Annotated in this window: 17 protein-coding genes; 9 read left to right on the top strand and 8 right to left on the bottom strand. The window is 39.2% G+C overall.

Annotation, left to right across the window (positions count from 1 at the left end; all coding sequences use genetic code 11):
• Nucleotides 1–126: 126 nt before the first annotated feature.
• Nucleotides 127–3,513, bottom strand: coding sequence for a helicase-exonuclease AddAB subunit AddB (addB, locus tag CLNEO_RS03960; RefSeq protein ID WP_066084808.1), 3,387 nt, complete (start codon nt 3,511–3,513; stop codon nt 127–129).
• Nucleotides 3,514–3,646: 133 nt separating this feature from the next.
• Here addB and CLNEO_RS03965 point away from each other — a divergent pair, with 133 nt between their 5' ends.
• Complete coding sequence (locus CLNEO_RS03965; protein WP_066084809.1) at nt 3,647–4,060, top strand: FMN-binding protein; 414 nt, start codon at nt 3,647–3,649, stop codon at nt 4,058–4,060.
• Between the two features lie 51 nt (nt 4,061–4,111).
• On the opposite strand, the gene CLNEO_RS03970 is transcribed toward CLNEO_RS03965, so the two are convergent.
• Nucleotides 4,112–4,534: a DUF523 domain-containing protein gene (locus CLNEO_RS03970; protein ID WP_066084813.1), complete on the bottom strand. Its 423-nt coding sequence runs from the start codon at nt 4,532–4,534 to the stop codon at nt 4,112–4,114.
• A 256-nt stretch (nt 4,535–4,790) separates the two neighbouring features.
• Here CLNEO_RS03970 and CLNEO_RS03975 point away from each other — a divergent pair, with 256 nt between their 5' ends.
• From CLNEO_RS03975 to CLNEO_RS03990, 4 genes are all read left to right on the top strand, one after another.
• Nucleotides 4,791–5,006 (top strand): helix-turn-helix domain-containing protein, encoded by a 216-nt coding sequence (locus tag CLNEO_RS03975; RefSeq protein WP_066084816.1) that lies wholly within the window; start codon nt 4,791–4,793, stop codon nt 5,004–5,006.
• 81 nt (nt 5,007–5,087) lie between these two features.
• Nucleotides 5,088–5,423, top strand: coding sequence for a GIY-YIG nuclease family protein (locus CLNEO_RS03980; RefSeq protein WP_066084819.1), 336 nt, complete (start codon nt 5,088–5,090; stop codon nt 5,421–5,423).
• Nucleotides 5,424–5,640: 217 nt separating this feature from the next.
• On the top strand, nt 5,641–5,877 hold the full coding sequence (locus CLNEO_RS03985) for a hypothetical protein (protein ID WP_066084824.1): 237 nt from the start codon (nt 5,641–5,643) through the stop codon (nt 5,875–5,877).
• A 367-nt stretch (nt 5,878–6,244) separates the two neighbouring features.
• Nucleotides 6,245–8,206 carry a thioredoxin domain-containing protein gene (locus CLNEO_RS03990; protein WP_066084829.1) on the top strand — a complete coding sequence of 654 codons (1,962 nt, stop codon included), beginning with the start codon at nt 6,245–6,247 and terminating at the stop codon, nt 8,204–8,206.
• Nucleotides 8,207–8,504: 298 nt separating this feature from the next.
• Here CLNEO_RS03990 and CLNEO_RS03995 read toward each other — a convergent pair whose 3' ends face one another.
• Nucleotides 8,505–9,293 (bottom strand): PhzF family phenazine biosynthesis protein, encoded by a 789-nt coding sequence (locus tag CLNEO_RS03995; RefSeq protein WP_066084831.1) that lies wholly within the window; start codon nt 9,291–9,293, stop codon nt 8,505–8,507.
• Between the two features lie 14 nt (nt 9,294–9,307).
• Complete coding sequence (gene thiW / locus CLNEO_RS04000; protein WP_066084833.1) at nt 9,308–9,823, bottom strand: energy coupling factor transporter S component ThiW; 516 nt, start codon at nt 9,821–9,823, stop codon at nt 9,308–9,310.
• A gap of 1,084 nt (nt 9,824–10,907) precedes the next feature.
• Here thiW and CLNEO_RS04005 point away from each other — a divergent pair.
• Nucleotides 10,908–12,653, top strand: coding sequence for an ammonium transporter (locus CLNEO_RS04005; RefSeq protein WP_066084836.1), 1,746 nt, complete (start codon nt 10,908–10,910; stop codon nt 12,651–12,653).
• Nucleotides 12,654–13,017: 364 nt separating this feature from the next.
• Here the strand turns inward: CLNEO_RS04005 and CLNEO_RS04015 are convergent, their stop codons facing one another.
• The 3 genes from CLNEO_RS04015 to CLNEO_RS04025 form a co-directional block, all read right to left on the bottom strand.
• Nucleotides 13,018–13,800: a hypothetical protein gene (locus tag CLNEO_RS04015; protein WP_066084843.1), complete on the bottom strand. Its 783-nt coding sequence runs from the start codon at nt 13,798–13,800 to the stop codon at nt 13,018–13,020.
• On the bottom strand, nt 13,778–14,362 hold the full coding sequence (locus CLNEO_RS04020) for an RNA polymerase sigma factor (protein ID WP_242864151.1): 585 nt from the start codon (nt 14,360–14,362) through the stop codon (nt 13,778–13,780). Before CLNEO_RS04020 ends, CLNEO_RS04015 begins: the two co-directional genes overlap by 23 nt.
• 234 nt (nt 14,363–14,596) lie before the next feature.
• The gene (locus CLNEO_RS04025) at nt 14,597–14,824 is read right to left on the bottom strand and encodes a sporulation initiation factor Spo0A C-terminal domain-containing protein (protein ID WP_066084846.1); all 228 of its coding nucleotides are present in this window, start codon (nt 14,822–14,824) and stop codon (nt 14,597–14,599) included.
• A 150-nt stretch (nt 14,825–14,974) separates the two neighbouring features.
• Here CLNEO_RS04025 and CLNEO_RS04030 point away from each other — a divergent pair, with 150 nt between their 5' ends.
• Nucleotides 14,975–15,283 (top strand): helix-turn-helix domain-containing protein, encoded by a 309-nt coding sequence (locus CLNEO_RS04030; RefSeq protein WP_066084848.1) that lies wholly within the window; start codon nt 14,975–14,977, stop codon nt 15,281–15,283.
• A 59-nt stretch (nt 15,284–15,342) separates the two neighbouring features.
• Here CLNEO_RS04030 and CLNEO_RS04035 read toward each other — a convergent pair whose 3' ends face one another.
• Complete coding sequence (locus tag CLNEO_RS04035) at nt 15,343–16,485, bottom strand: copper amine oxidase N-terminal domain-containing protein (protein WP_066084852.1); 1,143 nt, start codon at nt 16,483–16,485, stop codon at nt 15,343–15,345.
• Between the two features lie 208 nt (nt 16,486–16,693).
• Here CLNEO_RS04035 and CLNEO_RS04040 point away from each other — a divergent pair, with 208 nt between their 5' ends.
• Nucleotides 16,694–17,638, top strand: coding sequence for a 3'-5' exoribonuclease YhaM family protein (locus tag CLNEO_RS04040; protein WP_066084855.1), 945 nt, complete (start codon nt 16,694–16,696; stop codon nt 17,636–17,638).
• Nucleotides 17,639–17,650: 12 nt separating this feature from the next.
• Nucleotides 17,651–17,947 (top strand): hypothetical protein, encoded by a 297-nt coding sequence (locus tag CLNEO_RS04045; protein ID WP_066084857.1) that lies wholly within the window; start codon nt 17,651–17,653, stop codon nt 17,945–17,947.
• Nucleotides 17,948–17,960: the final 13 nt, after the last annotated feature.

A 17,960-nucleotide genomic window follows, 5' to 3' on the forward strand; every position in this document is an offset into this window, starting at 1 on the left:
TCGCACTTATCAGTCTTTTTTTGGAGATGATTAAATTTTTGAGATAAACTTGTTTGTCAAAAGATTTTTCGTCGCACTACCCTCAAATGTTTTGGGATACCTTTGATTAAATATTTTTTGTTTCTTTTACTCCTCAATCATCCCCCAAAAATCCTTTTTCCCTATTTTCTTCAAATTCCGCCATTTTGGTTCGTCTGCATAGTCGTAGCGGCAAATTCCTTTGAACCGACAATAGGAGCAGGGGGTTTGGTCGCCTTTGCGATAAGGAGATGGAGTGATAATGCCCTTTTGTATGGAATTTCCCAGTTCCGCCGCCTGCTTGACAACAAAGGAAAGCAGTTTTTCATATTGCGTTTCATCTGCAAGGTAGGCGGAGGAGGAGGGATCTCCTTTTTTTGTATACCCAATGGGAACAATGGCAGAGCTTTTTCCCTTTACATCCTCAATAAAAATGCGGTCGAGGCCTTGAATGACTGCGTCATTTTCTAAAATTAAACCGGACATTTGCATTTTTTCATACAATGCCTCCTCAATTTCCTCTGCACTCATTTCTTGACTGAGAGAAATATTTGGATCCATAATTCTAAAGTAGAAAACGCCTCCCGGCTTCAAAGGGGTAGTTGTTTTTTCGTAATGCTTTAAATAGGCATCCAAATAAACCAGCAGCTGCAGCTGAAGACCGTAATAAATATCTTGAAAGCTAAAGGCTTTAGAGCCGGATTTGTAGTCAATAATTTTTGCATATCGGTTTCCGTGGGCATCCAATAAATCCACACGGTCAATTTTCCCCGAAAGAACCAGCTGGTTGCCCTCCGCCAGTTGAATGATGATGGGGGGGAGCGCTTCGTGATTACCAAAGCCGATTTCATAGCCCGCGGGAACAAAATCTCCACTTTTTAAATGGCGTACCAGTGTCCAAGCGGCACGTGCAGAAATACGTTTTAAACGACGGATGAGATACTGATTTGCCGCAGTATCCATTAAAATTTGATCGCCCAATTTGGGTGCGGCAAGGTCAACAGCTTCAAAAATAAGTTCCTCTGTTTTTTCCTGGGATAAGGTATCCCACGCAAGGTTTTCTGTTTTGATTTTATTGGAAAATAGCTCTAAAACCTCATGGAACAGGGACCCCAAATCCGGTGTATGCAGCTGATAAAGCTTGCGCTCTGTTGCCTTAAGTCCGTATTCGGCGAAATAGGAGAAGGGGCAGGCGGCAAAGCGTTCCAAGCGAGATACACTGGAGAAAATCTTTTCGCTATAAAGCATTTTAAGGGTTTTTGGGGATAGCTTTTCTTGTTTTTTTGTGGTTACAAAGCCTTTGCGGAGCAAGGCAAGCCGTTTTTCCCATTGAGGTTCTGTGGCAAAAAAGCTATAAATATCCTGCCAAAGAGGCTCCATAGGTAATTCTTTTTTATGCTCCCGCATTTTTTCGCCCAATAGTTGAAAGGCGGAATGGGGAACCATTTCCTCCAACCGAAAACCGGAATAAGGTTGAACCTTTAATTCGCCATCCATGCGGCAAAGGCGGTCTAGGATGGAAGATGGAAAGAGTGCCTTTCCTTCCGTTTCGCCGTTTGCATAGGTTAAAAACAAGCCTTTGGAAGGTCGGGTAAGCCCACGATAAATGAGAAATTGCTCCTCAAAGGCTTTTTGTTTGCCGCCGCTGGCCAATTCCATGCCTGTTTCTGCCAAAAGCTGTCGCTCAGCTTCGGTAAAAATACCTTGGGGCTGAGTGGGAGAGGGAAGAATCCCTTCGTTTACCCCAAGGACAAAAAGAAATTTGATTTCCGCCAGACGGGAGCGTTCAATATCTCCCACCACAAGGCAATCGGTGGTAGGGGGGATGACACCCATCGTACATTTTTGAAGGCCGGCAGATAGTATTTTTGCAGCATCGGCCATAGTCATAGGCTCATCGCCTAAAATTTCCGTTGCCTTCTCCAAAACCTGCATCAAAAGCTGCCAGATTTGCCGATGTTCCTCTGCCTTTGCGGGACTGCCGTATTTTGTGGCTTCCTCCGTCCACATTGCAAGGGTTTCGGCAACACCAAGGGATTCCAAATGCTGTATGAGCATAGAAATAAACTCTTTAAGAGGATGCTGTGCGTTCTTTTTTCTTTCCAGGAAGGGCAAAAAAGGCTCCATAAACCGTTGCCGTAAACAGTTCATTTCCCGTATAGCTTCTTCCCCCTCTTTTTTTCGCCCATACTCCCACGCTTCCTTTTGCCACTTGTAACCTTTGATTCCGTAAGCAAGCACATAGTTTTCCAAAGCATCAAGCTCCTCGTAGGAAAATGGGGTAAGACCGGATTTCAAATAGGAGAATACATTTTCATACCGAAAGTCGTAAACCAAGCAATCCATAAGGGCCGTTACCATTGTAATGAGGGGATGGGAAGAGATTTCTCTGCGGCTGTCAATGAAGCAGGGGATATTGTATTCTCGTAAAATGCCCCGCAGGCTTTTTTCATAAACCTCCATTGCATTGGTCACGATGGCAATTTCCTTATAACGCACGCCTTTTTCCCGCACAAGACTGGTTATTTTTCCTGCGGCAAACATAATTTCCTCTTGTTTGGTGGGGCAGGATATGATTTGTACACCCTGTGTTAAGCTGCATTTTTTATAGTATCCTTGAAAGTAATATTTTTCTAAGGACTTTAAAGCCTCATTTTGTGCCCTGTGATTTTCCGAAAGAAAAACTGGGGGTTCCACGGAGATCCCGCTTTCTTCCGCAAGATGCACTAACTTATTTTTTGCGGTGTAGGGCGCATAAAAGGGCGCGGATGAAAGTAGAAACGGCGCTGTAAAACTTTTTTCATCCATAGGCAGGGTAACGGTAACCCTTGTGGAAAGCTTGAGCAAATTTTCAATGACGGAAAATTCCTGAGGCGTAAAACCATAAAAGCCGTCAAGCCAAATTTCTGTGTCTTGAAAGAGCTTCGATGTGGAAAGCTGTGCCGCCAAAAGGGCAAGGGTTTCGTCGGCGGAAATGTAGTCCTTTTTTGTAAAGCTGATATAAGCTTCATATATTTTTGCCAGATCGGTAAGCTTTTGCGTAACACCCTTGGTCAGTGTCTGCGCTTGTGCTTTTTCTATAAGCTGGCTGGGCGCTATGTAATACTGAAAAAATTCGGAAATGGTCAGGCTAAGCTGATCCACAAAGCCGCTTTTGTTCATTACGTTGCGGAAAAAGGTGAGATTTTCTTTTTCATCCAGCAGAACCTTCTGCAATGCCATGGATTTTCCAACGTCCCCTAAGGGTACCTTTTGCCCAATTCCGTTTTTTGAAAAAATTCCATGGGCAAGGCGGCCAAAGCTAAGCACTTCTGCCAAGAGAATGGCATTTTGCGGGCTATGGGTAATCAAGTCACGCTCTGCTTGGGAGGTAAATTGCTCAGGCACGATAAAGATTTGACGTCCCGTGCCAGTGCTTTGTTTTTTTATAATTTCATCCATACAAAGATGGGTTTTTCCTGTACCGGCAGTTCCAATGATAAAGCGCAATGCCATTTTATTACCCTCCTTTTTCTTTCCATGATACCTAAGAGTAAGCTTTTTTTCAAGGCAAACTTGTACGCGGGAATAAAGGCGAAATGACAAACATATGGTAAAGATAAGAAATGTTTTCTTAGGAGGGAGCAAGGTGAGCGGCACAAGGTTTGTGGTGGTAAAGTTAAAGGAGCTCATCAAGACGGTTGTATTTGCTGTGCTGGGCGTCGTTATTCTGGTTGGGCTGATTTGGTTTTTCTTAAGCTTGGGGGATAATGATTCAGGTACATATCGGGATGGTGTATACCATACGCAGGTTGCCTTAGGCGACGAAAACGCCGTGGTTTCCGTTACCGTTAAGAAGGGGAAAATTGAGGATGTTGCTCTTACTGAGGTGGATGAAAGTACAATGGTTTTTTATCCTCTCTTACAAACGGCAGCGGAGGAGGTATGCAAGGAGGTAGTGAAAACTCAATCCTTGACGATTCAGGTTTCTGAGGAAAATGCATATTCTGCCCAGGCAATCTTGGAGGCTGTTGCCCAAGGCTTAAAAGCTGCAGCGAAGTAAATGATTTGTGTTCAAAGAAAAAGGCAGGGATTACCCTGCCTTTTTTGTGCGTTAAGGTTGAATATCTTCACAATCCATTACGGGGATGCCTGCATCCTTCAGTGTTTTTGCAAAAAGCCCTTCCCCTTGCATCAAAGCACCTTGAAATGTTCCGTTGTATATTTGATTTACACCGCAGCTTGGGCTTCTGGATTGCAAAATTGCCAAGTCTATCTTTTGTGCGTAAACTTGTTCCATAGCAAGAGCCACGCCCTTTTGAAATTCGGCAGTGACGTTTTTGCCGCTTTTTGTTGTGAAAACCCCGTCAATCAGCTCTACGCATTCCCTTGGACAGCCTAAGCCACTAAGCATTTCCGGACAGCTGCTGATGACGATATGTCCTTGAATATAGTCAACAACAGCTTGATTAAAATTGTTTCCGCCGTTATATTTGCAATTTTCTCCTAAAAGACAGGCACTGACTAAGATATTCATAATAACCCCCAATTTTTAATTTTTTTTCTGTTTCATATTTTACCAGAGAAAAAAAGAGATGTTAATATGAAAATGAAAGTTTTTGCAAATAGCATTACAATATATTAGAGCAACAGAAACCATGTAAACAGATGGACATGCAAAGCATCCGCTAGAAATTGAGCTGTGGTAGGAAGTAACAATAAGGCCAACTCTACGGAGCGTTTATTTAAAAAACGATAGCTATGCGCTACAATTATTTCGTGGAGGGAAGATTATGCAAAACGATAAAGTGGGCAGTATCATCCGTAAAGCACGATTGGCACATAATATGACGCAAAAACAACTTGCTGATAAAATGGATATTAGCGATAAAGCCATCTCAAAATGGGAGTGTGGGGCTGGCAAGCCGGATATATGTTTAATTTTAGAACTATCAAACGTTTTGGGCATTGATGTTCGAGAGTTATTAAAGGTATATGAAAAATCTTGAGTAACGCAACAAATGATATAACAACACCTATAGTTTTAGCAAGTCAAAATTGTATTATTTTAGATGGATGGTGAAAAATATATGGATAAGCTTTCAAAAAAAGCATTGAAGGAGCAATATAAAAACAGAACACTTATCGGAGGAGTATGCTGCATTAAATGTCATGGCAGTAGTGATCTTTGGATTCGTGCAGCATCAGATATGCAAGGTTTGAAGAATCGCTTTCAATTTGCCGTATCAATTGATTTTTGCCCGGAACCATGCATGAGTGAAGCATGGAAACAGTTTGGGGCAGCTGCTTTTTCCTTTGAAGTACTAGAGGAAATAAAAAAGAAGGAAACGCAAACAGAGCGGGAATTTTCCGATGATGTAAATACCTTGTTGGAAATATGGACAGAAAAGTTAAAAAGTGAATAGAGAAGAGAAAAAGGCTTTTACACAAAAAATTGAAGTAAGCAAATTTCATGATGATTTCCGGAAAATTACCCGGTTATTTCAAAAGAAAAGCGTGAGAGTTCCAACGCTCAACGATTTAGCGGAAAAATTGAAGCAAATTACAATTAACCTGCTACAATAAAGTTGTAACACCTCGGTATAGTTTGATATAATAAAACGAATACAGGGAGATGTGCTAATGTCAAGTAATCATTATGAGACTAAGCGCAAAGAAAAAGCACTCCGCCTCAATCTGGAAGAGGGTTGGACGAAGAAAAGCCTTGCCCAAGAATATTACCTAGGAAAAGGTACCATTAACTGTTGGTTAAACAGCGCCGGTAAGGATGTCAGCCGAATCCCAAAATTTAAGAAGAAAACCATTTCTAAGAAGAAATCATATGCCCTCGAAAAGAACTTGCGTAGGCACAACATATAGGCATTACGCAGCACTGCATAAGCAAATTTTATACTGTAGTATTACAATTTTAAAAGAGTGCAAATTTGAGTGGCACCAACCAAGATTAGCAGATGAAGATAGAAACCTAGGTTTTTTGCTGTTAAAGGAATCGCAAAGGTTTTTAGAGAATACATGGAAAACAAGCGGATTTCCGACAAAGGCTTTTTTGGTTACTAATGCATAGTTAAACAGAATTTTGGTGTTTTATGGCATGGGGTTATAAACTCTATGTCTTTTTATTTTGAATATATAGTTACTTTCTTTCAAATAATAGCATGGTGTTAATAAAATTAAACTTTATTATAAAAAACCAACATTAAAAATTATGAAAGGAAGGTGATGCCAAATGCATAAATTAAGTAAGGCCAATCGATTAATCCATGAAAAATCTCCCTACCTTCTACAGCATGCTCATAATCCGGTAGAGTGGTTTCCTTGGGGTGAAGAAGCTTTTGAAAAGGCAAAAGTAGAGAATAAACCGATTTTTTTGAGTATTGGATACAGTACTTGCCACTGGTGTCATGTTATGGCACACGAGAGCTTTGAGGATGAAAAAGTTGCGGAACTTCTCAATCAAAATTACATTTCCATAAAGGTGGATAAAGAGGAGCGCCCGGATATTGACAGCATATATATGTCGGTTTGCCAGGCGTTTACGGGAAACGGGGGATGGCCTACCAGTATTTTTATGACATGGGAGCAAAAGCCTTTTTTTGCCGGCACCTATTTTCCCAAGGAAAACGGCTATGGCATCATTGGTTTTAAAAAACTGCTGTCTACAATTCACGAAAAATGGGAAACAGATCGGGAAGAATTGGTGCAATCGGCAGAGAAGATTGTGGAAACCTTCGGAAAAGAAAACGTAACCAAGGACAAAGCCGAGGACACTTTGATTGATTCTGCTTTGGAACAGTATCGACAAAGCTACGATGAAGAATATGGAGGCTTTGGCATTGCACCCAAATTTCCCGCACCCCATAATCTACTATTTTTGTTGCAGCAATATGAAAAAAGAGGCGATAAAAATTCCTTGAGCATGGTGGAAAATACACTTTTGCAGCTATACAAAGGGGGGATATTTGATCATATAGGATATGGATTTAGTCGATATTCCACAGATCGCCGCTTTCTGGTTCCCCATTTCGAAAAAATGCTTTATGATAATGCACTGCTGATACTTGCGTATTGCAAAACCTATTGGCTTACACAAAATTCATTCTATCTTCTGGTGGCAGAAAAAACAGCAAAGTATATTCTTCGTGAGATGACATCGGAAGATGGAGGCTTTTACAGTGCCCAGGATGCGGACAGCGATGGCGAGGAGGGAAAGTATTATGTGCTTGAGCCCGCAGAATTGATTGGAATTTTGGGAGAAGAAGTTGGGGAAGCATTTAATAGATATTATGATATTACGCCTAAGGGGAATTTTATGGGTAAAAATATCCCCAATCTTTTGGAAAATCCCCATATTTCAGATGGATTTTTGCAGGAACTGCCGAAGGTTTACGAGTACCGCAAGCAAAGAACGAAGCTTCATTTGGATGATAAAATACTGACTTCGTGGAATTCCCTGATGATTGCTGCTTTGTGCTGGCTATATCGTGTCAGCAAAAACAATGTATACCTAAATGCAGCAAAAAAAGCACAGCAGTTTATTGAGGAACGATTGTACCAAAATGGAACGCTGTTTGTAAGTTTTCGTGATGGGAAAAGCAAACAAAAGGGATTCTTGGACGATTACGCAAACAACATCTTTGGGTTGCTTGCGCTTTACGATGCAACCCTTGAAAATAGTTATGTGGACAAGGCAAAACAATTGTTAAGTAAGGCAACCACTGATTTTTTTGATGAAAAAAATGGGGGCTTTTATCTTTATGGCAAGAATGACGAAAAGCTTATTATGCGTCCAAAGGAAAGCTATGACGGCGCCATTCCAAGTGGTAACTCCGTAATGGCATACAATCTTGTAAGGCTTGCTCAGCTTTTTCCAGAGGAAGGATTTGATATAAACCTCAAACGCCAGTTGGATTTTTTGTACGGAGAGGCAAAGCAGTATCCTTCCGGATTTGCAATGTATTTGATTGCGCTATCCAACTATTTTGAGCCTTCGCAAATGATTACAGTTGTGCCTGAAAATAAGGAAGATGCGCAGAACCTTCCTTTTATAACTTCAACGGGCAGCGTGGTTAAAGTATTAGATGGGCCTACCGAAGCGTATCCCTTGGTGAATAATAAAACAACCTATTATATTTGCCAAAAATACAGTTGCTTGCCGCCTGTAAATGAATTGAGTACTTCTATGAAATAACAAAAGCTACAAAAAGCTTTTATGAAACCTTAATTATATATTACGTTTTAACCCCATATTCATGGGGTTTGTAATGGGTCAAGGGTGAAACCCTTGTGGGTGTTTGAGGGCAAAGCCCTCAAGGTTTTGACTGCAAAGCCCTCAAGGTTTTGACTGCAAAGCCCTCAAGGTTCTGACTGCAAAGCCCTCAAGGTTTTGACTTTATTGACACGCTGAGTCCAAGGGATAATCCTTGTGGGCTTGAAGGAAAAATATTGCAAAGATTAGAGGTGCCATTTTTTGACACCTCTACATGATTTCATAAAGACGAAGGAATTTGAATTTCGCCCTTTAAATATAAGACCGCACTTCCTTCAATGCTCACTGTATTTTCATCTACCTCACAAAGCAGCTGTGCTGTTCTTTGTGAAAGCTGCAGGGCGGATAACTTGGTTTTTTTCAACCGAGAAGCCCAAAAAGAGGCGAGGATACAGTTGGAAGAACCTGTTGCCATATCTTCGTTAACGCCTAGCTTTGGGAAGAAACAGCGAGAAACGAAGTCGGTATCAGTTCCTTTTGCAGTAACAATTACGCCAAGCCCTTGAGAAAGCTGTTCCATTTTGGGAAAATTGGGCTGAATGCTTTGTACTTCTTTTGGCGAATCCAATAGGAAAAATAAATCACGGGAAACATAGCTTTCCTTTGGATGGACACCTAAAATATCCTCAATTTCTTCTGTTCCATGCCAAGGGGCATAAGAAAAGGCAGGAGTAAAAATTTTGTATTTATTTCCATTACATAAAACCCTTAGGTCGCCACCTTTTGTTTCAAAATGGATGGAGTGTGCAGCCTGTTGCAAAAAATGATGGATGACGAAGGAGGCTGCCAAAGTGGCATGAATACAATAAGGAACCTCTTTTGTTGGCGTAAAAAAACGAAGAGAATAAGCGGCATTTATTTTTTGGACAAAGGCTGTTTCAGAATATCTATTTTCCTTGGCGATTTTTTGCATAACTGCATCTGTCAAATTATTTTTTGCAATACAGACACCTGTTGGATTTCCCGCAAAGAGAGTATCTGTGAAAGTATCGACGATGTAGTAGTCCATTATGAAAACTCCTTTTAGATTTTTGTACCAAGGGAATTCTGAATTTTTTGGAGCATACCATTTTTCTTTAATGTTATTAAAAATAAGTATGCCACACTGCCGCCCATTAAGGTTGCGGTTAAAAACATGGGTGTGTAAAAAAATAATGTTAAGGAACCCTTTCCTACTAAAAATTTCATAATTGGATAGGAAACAATGGAGCCGATGATACCCGTACCAATGACTTCCCCAATTACGGCAAGCAAAAGGCTTCCTTTGGAAGCGCGGTACAAAAGACCGGATAGGGTGGCACCGAACACGGCTCCTGTCAAAGCCAGGGGAGGAATGCCCAAAAAGAGCATACGAATGATGCCGATGAGTGTGGCGTTTAAAAGGGCGTACCAAGGACCCATAAAGACTGCACAAACGATATTAATCAAGTGTGCTGTTGGACACATCCCCTCGATGCGCAAAAGGGGTGAAATGACAACGCCGATTGCTACCATCATGGAAAGCAAAACGAGTTTTAATGTGCTGCTGCTTGTTTTCATTTTATTGACTCCTTTCAAAATGCAAATAAAAAACCCATGAGAAACTCAGGTTATCTCATGGGTGCAGAAAATTCGTATGAAAAATAGCGCTCCCATGGGAAAACCTTAAATTTAAAGGCGGTCGAAACTCAAAAGTTCCCTCTCAACCGGAAACACCGGCTCCCTCGCTATTTGATTGTTTTGTAAAAGGTCTAGGACGCTCCTCCTCTACCTTTGGGAATAAAGAACATAAAAAGACAAAACCAAAAGCTGCCGCTGAAGAGCCCGTGAAATTATCTGCAGTGGCATACCAAATTAGGCTTTGGGGATAAAACTATCGTTTCCCCCTGTTCACATGTTCCTCATATGTACTTTATTCATAAAAATGGCTTGCGTTTTGATAGCAATCCATCCGTTCAAATATAGCATTTTGGGAAAAAGTTGTCAATAATTAAATATAAAGCAATTGCAAAGGAAAAGCATATTGAAAATTGCACTTACCAATAGAATATTAAAATAAATTACACCACTTTTTGCTTTTTAAAAGCAGTGTGATTTTAGATTAAAAGGAAAAAGATATAAAATATTTTGATGGCTAAGGCTTTCACAATACCGTCATTCTTTAAAAACATTGAGAACGTACCTGTTGAAAAGTTTGGAACTTATTAAAATAAATGGTTGCAATAGGATAAAAGGATGGATTATTTTTCATTTGAATTTAAAAAAATTATAATTTAATAAATATTTAAAATTGTGCAATTGATGTACGGTGTATACAAAATAATTACATTTTTTGATAAATTGAAATATAAAAGTCCTTGAAGGAAAATAATTATTCAAAAAAATACTTAAAAAACAAAAAAAACGAATAAGAATTGTCTAATTCCTATAAAGCAAAAAAAATAAAAATGTTTTATTGTCGATAAAAATCAGTTCATCATGCACAAAAATATATGTTGATTTTTATAGAATTCAAACAAAAATATTTAAAATCGCTATTGACAATATTTTTTTTTGATGTTAAACTGCCTTAAGTAAAGCAAAGGGGCTGAGGGATAATCTTTCAGCGCCTTTTTTAATGAAAACATTTAAGGAGGTTGTGTGTATGAATGCTTTAGAATTGTTTGAGCAAGCGTCGTCTGATTTATTTGGCATTTGGTTTCTGATGGGCGCAGTATTGGTATTTTTTATGCAAGCTGGGTTTGCGATGGTAGAAACGGGGTTTACCAGAGCAAAAAATGCCGGAAACATTATTATGAAAAATCTCATGGATTTTTGCATTGGTACTGTGGTGTTTTTGATACTTGGATTTAATCTCATGATGGCCGAGGATACATTATTTGGATTTATTGGTATTCCTAATCTCAATCTTTTTAATGATTTTGCAAATTTTCCTTGGTCCTCCTTTATTTTCAACTTGGTTTTCTGTGCTACTGCAGCCACAATTGTTTCTGGAGCAATGGCAGAAAGAACAAAGTTCAATGCATACTTAATTTACAGTGCGGTTATAAGCTGTCTGATCTATCCGATTGAAGCAGGTTGGGTATGGAACGGCAGCGGCTGGTTATTCCAGATGGGCTTTGTTGATTTTGCAGGTTCTGCTGCCATTCATATGGTGGGCGGTGTTTCAGCACTTATTGGTGCAAAATTGTTAGGACCCCGTATTGGAAAGTATGTTAAGGATAAAGATGGGAAAACTGTTGTACGGGCAATTCCCGGACATTCTTTAACATTAGGGGCATTAGGTGTATTTATTTTATGGTTTGGTTGGTACGGCTTTAACGGTGCTGCCGCTACAGAAGTTGGGCAGCTGGCTCAGATTTTTAGCACTACAACAATTGCAGCAGGCTTTGCTACTGTGACTACCATGATTTTTACTTGGCTTAAAAACGGAAAGCCGGATGTTTCTATGACATTAAATGGCTCCCTGGCAGGTTTGGTAGCAATTACAGCGCCTTGTGCAAACGTTGATGCTTTAGGCGCAATCATAATTGGTATTGTTGCTGGATTTTTAGTTGTTTTGGCTGTTGAATTTTTAGATATGAAATTACATATTGACGATCCTGTTGGTGCCGTTGCAGTACATGGAGTAAATGGTATTTGGGGCACTTTAGCCGTTGGGTTGTTTAATATTTATGAGGGCGATGGCATTACGAAAGGCTTGTTCTATGGCGGCGGTGCCCATCAGCTTATTACGCAGCTTATTGGCGTTGTATCCATTGCGGCATGGACTGCTGTAACTATGTATATTGTGTTTTCGTTAATTAAGAAAACAAATGGACTTAGAGTATCTCCTGCTGAAGAAATTGAGGGCCTTGATGTAAGTGAGCATGGTCTTGCAAGTAGCTACGCAGATTTTATGCCTGTTACAAATTCCTATGGTGGATTGGTTGGCAGTGCAGCTACGAATGAGTTGGTAGAAGAAAAGCTTTCTGTACCTGTGGATGCAGCGGTTCCTGTTCAGTATAATTATACCGAAAGCGAAAATCCCGGCGCAAAAATTACAAAGGTTACAATTATTACACGCCAGAGCAAGTTTGAGGATCTTAAGAGAGCAATGAATGAAATTGAAGTAACGGGTATGACAGTAATTCACGTTGTTGGCTGCGGCTTACAAAAAGGCAGCAACCAGTTCTATCGTGGTGTTCCTGTTGAAATTAACCTCTTGCCTAAGATTCAGGTTGAAATTGTTGTAACAAAGGTTCCTGTTGAAAAGGTTGTTGAAGCAGCGAAGAAAGCCCTTTATACAGGTAATATCGGCGATGGTAAGATTTTTATCTACAATGTTGAGGATGTTATCAAAATCAGAACTGGTGAAACCGGCTATGATGCAATGCAAGGTGAAGAATAAGCATTCAACGGCTGAGAGGCCTTTGAAGATATAATTCCCAAATGAATAATTTAACAAGAGAAATACCATCAGCGCTAGCTGATGGTATTTCTCTTGTATTTGCAAAAAAATGCTGGCAATGCCTTCCCCTCTATGCATCCGAGAGAGAAAGAGATTTTTTTGATCCCACTGATGACCTAAACCCCTTTGCTTTTTGAAAAAAAGCAAGACCAAAAACTTTTATATAAACCTCATATTCATGGGGTTTATGATGGGTCAAGGGTGAAACCCTTGTGGGTGCTTGAGGGCAAAGCCCTCAAGGTCTTGACAGTTGACAAACCTTGGGCTTTGCCCGAAGCCCTCAAGGTCTTGACTTTGTATCGAATTAGTTTTTGTTTATAACTTCTTCGCTGATTTTTACCATATCCGCCTTTGTAAGATTATCATCATAGCAAAATACAGAATAGCGAATATTATTTTCTTCCCATTCAACTACTTGACAATGCTGGATGAAGTCTAAGTCTTCGCCAAAGGCAAATTCATAAGTGCCGTTTGCTTGGTCAATTTTATCTTGTTCTGTCATAACATAATCTGCTGGTTTAAATTTGTGCATCCAATCATGATAGTAAACATTTTGACCGTTTGTCAGAGTTACTAATTCGCCTTCCATATCGGGGATAGATGCATTCTTTGGCTTTTGCATCGCTTCAATATAAAATTCGGCACCATCTTTTTCGTAGGTAAAATCGGCGGTTTTTATTTCTGACACCTTGTTTTCATCCGCATCGTTTGCGTCTAGTGTGCCTGCGAATACTACCTCAAATTTGTATCCGTTTGAAAATTCTTCTACATACTTTGGCGTAAATCCTGCGGTTGTTTCCATTTGCTTTGTAGTGGGGAACGTATCTAATTTTTTGTCAATACTTCCGGAAATGGAAGCGATTTTTGAAGCTGCAAAACATGTAGCAGTTGTTAATACTAAAATTGCGCAAGCAACCATAATTCCTTTGGAATGTTTCACTGATTTAATTTTCATGTTATTATCCTCTTTTCTATCTGTGATTTGTTTTTGAATGTTACTAAGCATATGATCAGAAGGGGAAATGTCATCCACCTCCTGCGTTAAGGCTTTTTTTATTTTCTCATCAAAATTTGTAAATGACCGCATTGTTTAAACCCTCCTTTAGATATGCTTCCTTTTGGTCCAATTCTTTTTTTAGGTTCTTTCTTGCCGTATGCAATCTTGATTTCACAGTGCCTTCAAAGCAACCCATTACTGCTGCAATTTCTGAAATGGAAAATTCGTTGTAGTAATACAATAGGATTGTGGTTTTTTGTTTTTCGTCTAAGGTGTTAATAATTTTCATAATATCTGCTGAAAATTCTTTTTTTAGAAAATCCTTTTCTATTTCTCCACATTCGTTTGTATCTGCCATTTCAAAGATATTTTCAACAGGAGTAGCTGCTTTTTCTTTATTTGCCATCTTCCACGCAATCCTTGTCAAACACTTAAAAAACCAGGTTTTAAATTGGCATGGATCTTTTAGCGTATGAATTTTAAGAAAACATTGAACAAAAGCTTCTTGTGCAATATCATCTGCCAAAATTCTGCTGCCTGTCAGCAGATATGCTGTTCTCACTGCCTTTACTTTATAAAGCTCAAAAAGGGCTTCAAAAGCTTTTTCGTTTCCGTTTTGCAGTTCTTGTACTAGGGTTGCACTATTTTCCAAGATGATGATCTCCTTTCTGTGTACACATATATAAGAGACTTTATCTGTCATTTTGGTTCATTTTCATTGTTGAAAATACTCAAATTGTTTTTTCGTTGGAGAAAGAGCGGAATCTCTTCGTTATATATTTTTTTAAATTTAAAGAGAGAAAAACCCTCTTTATGGTACGTATTATACCACAAAGAAGGTTTTAGATAGAGGATAAACTACCGCAAATTCCTAAGCCATATTTGCTTATTTTCTTGCTTTGTTTGTGAAATTGCAGGAAATAGATTCGACAAATTCCTCTACGGTAGGGATGTCCCCATGATATGTAATGCACTCCTGTGCATTTTTTTCTGTTTCTGATTTCTCGACATTTTTATAAGCGCTATCAATGGCGGCTTGCATTTCTCTTTTTACCTCCGCAACGGAAATTCCATTTTCTTTTGCTATTTTTTGATATATTTTTCTCATATACATATTATTTTCACCTCGGATTCTGAATATAATTTAATTATAGATTACTGTAATTATATATAATCAAATTCCTTGTGTCAATAAAAATGGGGAATACAATTCTGCGTATTGCGGATTCTATGGAGTACAATTACATCATAGGTGGTGATAATTATGTATGAAGAGTATTTTAGTAAACGGGTTTCTCAGTTACGAACCGCAAAAGGAATTTCTGCAAGGGATATGAGTTTGTCCTTAGGACAAAGTGAAAGCTATATAAATAAGATTGAAAATGGGAAAGCATTTCCCTCAATGCAAGTGTTTTTCTATATCTGTGAGTATTTTGGCATTACCCCAAAGGACTTTTTTGACGAGGGGACAAGCAATCCAGCATTAATGAACGATCTTGTGAAAGACTTGAATACGCTCGATGAAAAACAAATCCTAAATATTCATGAAGTTATAAAAGGCTTAAAAAAATGAAGCAGGTGGCTTGATAGCACCTGCTTCATTTATATATATTTCCTTGGGAAATATAAAATTTAATTCTTCAAGAGTACACTTTTTGTTTCTGCATCCCATGAAACCTGATCATCTGAAATGTCCATAATTTTCATCCAATCCCGCAAGGAAACGAATAACCGTCCGTCTTTAATTTCTGCTGCTGTGGCCAAGGAAACTGCTTCGGTTTCTTTTGTCATTGTTTTTTGATTTGCAACTAACGTAAAGGTTTTTCCATTGTAGGAAATGGTTGCGGTTTTTAAAGGGGAATCCCATTTGATTTCTACGTTTGGATCAGAAAGAACCAGCAAAGCCCGCAATGGTAACATGGTATAGCTATTGCTCAAATAGGGTGCCGCATCAGAGGTATAGGCAACCTCACCGTTTTTCTGAATTTCTTTGCTGCCAATAGAAATAATATAAGTGTTTTCTGCAGCTTCATCCTCTGGCTTTTCTGCAGGCTGTTCGTCAGGCTTTTCTGCGGGGGTTTCCTCGGTTTTTTCCGGAGTGGTTTTTGATTTAAGCTTTGTTAAGGTGATGATTTCTTCTGCTTTATCATGAGTTTCTTCATAATCAAAAGTAATGCTGTTAGGATCAACACCTTTTTTTGTGACAACATAAATTGCATCCGCACCTAAATCATCAGGGAAGGTGAGTTTAGCCTCATCTTTCACAGAAATGGCAGTGCTATTGGATTTTAAATTATAGATGTAAATGGCATGTTTGGGAGAGTCCGTATTGATTTCCACTTCATCCTCAATGGATAAAACGCCGCTGTTGACGTAGATTGGGCTGGCGCTCATACTATCGATATTTATTTCCAATTTTCCGTCGCCTGCGATAATCAAATCGCCATCGCTATAAATGCCGTTACAGTGATATGAATTTGTTGTGATTGCGTTGTTCTTTCCCTTTAAGCAAAGCATACTGTCATCAGGAAGGAGAATCGCGGCACTGTTTTCACGAACACCTACATTTACTACACCTTGAAAATTGTTTAGGGTAAGGGTTTTCGCCTTTGCATCCCAAACCCAGTTGGTGCCTTCTTGATCCGTTTTAACCTCTCTAAAATCCATGGCTGTTGAATGAATCTCTGTTGGGGAATCATCTGCGAAAGCCATAACAGGAAGCAGCCCAACGACTACAGAACATGTTAAAAGAATAGAAATTATTTTTTTCATCATTTTAAATCCTCCTTTGTTATATTCTAACATTCTATATGGGGAAAAGTGAAGCCCCAAAAGCAATTTTTTGTTTTGACGTAGCGTATTTGGGAAAGTTCCCCTCTAAAGTTAAAATTTGAGTGCGTTTCTTGTGGCGTGTAATTTTCATATGGTGTATAATATAGATCAATTGGAATTTGCAGTTGGAATAGAAAAGTGGAGGATATGCATGAAATATATCAATGAGTTAAGAGAAGGCGAAAGCGTGGTTGAGCACTACTTGTGTAAAAGTAGACAAAGCTTGAAATCAAGGAATGGAAAAACCTATTTGTCCCTGAAATTACAGGATAAAACAGGCATTGTTGATGCAAAGGTATGGGATATGAATAAGGATATTCAAAGCTTTGCGGAAAACGATTTTATAAAAATTGACGGTTCTGTAACTGTTTTCAATAATGATTTACAGGTTAATGTTAAGCGTATTCGCCGTAGTATGGAGGGGGAATATGACCCTAAGGAGTATGTTCCCACTACGGATAAAAATATGGATCAAATGTTTCAGCAACTGCTGGACTATATTAACACAATTGAAAGCCCTTATATTAAGACTTTGCTGGAGGAAATTTTTTTGCGCCATCCATTAATCAGTAAGGAATTTAAGTATCATTCCGCAGCAAAAAGTATGCATCATAGCTTTCTTGGCGGTTTGGTTGAGCATACTTTGTCTGTCACTCAAATTTGTGAGTTTATGTCGGGACGATATCAGTTTGTAGATCGGGATATTTTGATTGCTTCTGCCATGCTGCATGATGCTGGTAAAATTATGGAGTTGTCGGATTTTCCGGAAAATGATTATACAGACGATGGTCAGCTTTTGGGGCATATTTTCTTGGGTGCTGAGTTAATTAAAGATACGGCGGCAAAGATTAACGGGTTTCCTAAGCAGCTGGAGTCCTTATTAAAGCATTGTATTCTTTCACACCATGGGGAATTGGAATATGGCTCTCCAAAGGTTCCTGAAACAATAGAGGCCTTTATTTTGCATTGTGCCGATAATATGGATGCAAAAACAAAGATGATCGAAGAGATGCTGGCAGCGGATAATACCCAGGGAAATTGGGCAGGCTTCAGCCGAATGCTTCAGAGAAATATTCGTCGCTCGGATTATAAATAAGAGGGGAAAGTTATGGAGAGAAAAACAATTTCTGCCCACGAAATTAATAAATATTCATATTGCCCATACCAGTGGTATTATGAAAAGCTCTATGGAAGGAAGGAATTGCGTCGGTTGTATCAAGAAAGAAATGAGGCGCTTTCTTTACAGGATGGCATGACTGCAAATTTTACAAAAGGCTTAGAATATCATAGTCGCAATTACAGGCTTCTTCGTTTGCGGAGCTTAGTATGGAAAATAGGGATTCTGCTGTTAATTTTCGCAATTGTGGCTGGATATTTCCTGTTTAGAAGTGGTGCCAGTGTTTAGTTATTTTCAGAAT

Origin of the sequence: Anaerotignum neopropionicum (assembly GCF_001571775.1) — a bacterium.
GTDB lineage: Bacteria > Bacillota > Clostridia > Lachnospirales > Anaerotignaceae > Chakrabartyella > Chakrabartyella neopropionicum.

Excerpts from the sequence above, each read along its gene's own strand:
- CLNEO_RS04005 (WP_066084836.1), top strand. The coding sequence starts at position 10,908 with ATGAATGCTTTAGAATTGTTTGAGCAAGCGTCGTCTGATTTATTTGGC.
- thiW (WP_066084833.1), bottom strand. The coding sequence starts at position 9,823 with ATGAAAACAAGCAGCAGCACATTAAAACTCGTTTTGCTTTCCATGATG.
- CLNEO_RS03975 (WP_066084816.1), top strand. The coding sequence starts at position 4,791 with ATGCAAAACGATAAAGTGGGCAGTATCATCCGTAAAGCACGATTGGCA.
- CLNEO_RS03985 (WP_066084824.1), top strand. The coding sequence starts at position 5,641 with ATGTCAAGTAATCATTATGAGACTAAGCGCAAAGAAAAAGCACTCCGC.
- CLNEO_RS04015 (WP_066084843.1), bottom strand. The coding sequence starts at position 13,800 with ATGCGGTCATTTACAAATTTTGATGAGAAAATAAAAAAAGCCTTAACG.
- CLNEO_RS04030 (WP_066084848.1), top strand. The coding sequence starts at position 14,975 with ATGTATGAAGAGTATTTTAGTAAACGGGTTTCTCAGTTACGAACCGCA.
- addB (WP_066084808.1), bottom strand. The coding sequence starts at position 3,513 with ATGGCATTGCGCTTTATCATTGGAACTGCCGGTACAGGAAAAACCCAT.
- CLNEO_RS03995 (WP_066084831.1), bottom strand. The coding sequence starts at position 9,293 with ATGGACTACTACATCGTCGATACTTTCACAGATACTCTCTTTGCGGGA.
- CLNEO_RS04040 (WP_066084855.1), top strand. The coding sequence starts at position 16,694 with ATGAAATATATCAATGAGTTAAGAGAAGGCGAAAGCGTGGTTGAGCAC.
- CLNEO_RS03980 (WP_066084819.1), top strand. The coding sequence starts at position 5,088 with ATGGATAAGCTTTCAAAAAAAGCATTGAAGGAGCAATATAAAAACAGA.
- CLNEO_RS03970 (WP_066084813.1), bottom strand. The coding sequence starts at position 4,534 with ATGAATATCTTAGTCAGTGCCTGTCTTTTAGGAGAAAATTGCAAATAT.
- CLNEO_RS04045 (WP_066084857.1), top strand. The coding sequence starts at position 17,651 with ATGGAGAGAAAAACAATTTCTGCCCACGAAATTAATAAATATTCATAT.
- CLNEO_RS03990 (WP_066084829.1), top strand. The coding sequence starts at position 6,245 with ATGCATAAATTAAGTAAGGCCAATCGATTAATCCATGAAAAATCTCCC.
- CLNEO_RS04025 (WP_066084846.1), bottom strand. The coding sequence starts at position 14,824 with ATGTATATGAGAAAAATATATCAAAAAATAGCAAAAGAAAATGGAATT.
- CLNEO_RS04035 (WP_066084852.1), bottom strand. The coding sequence starts at position 16,485 with ATGATGAAAAAAATAATTTCTATTCTTTTAACATGTTCTGTAGTCGTT.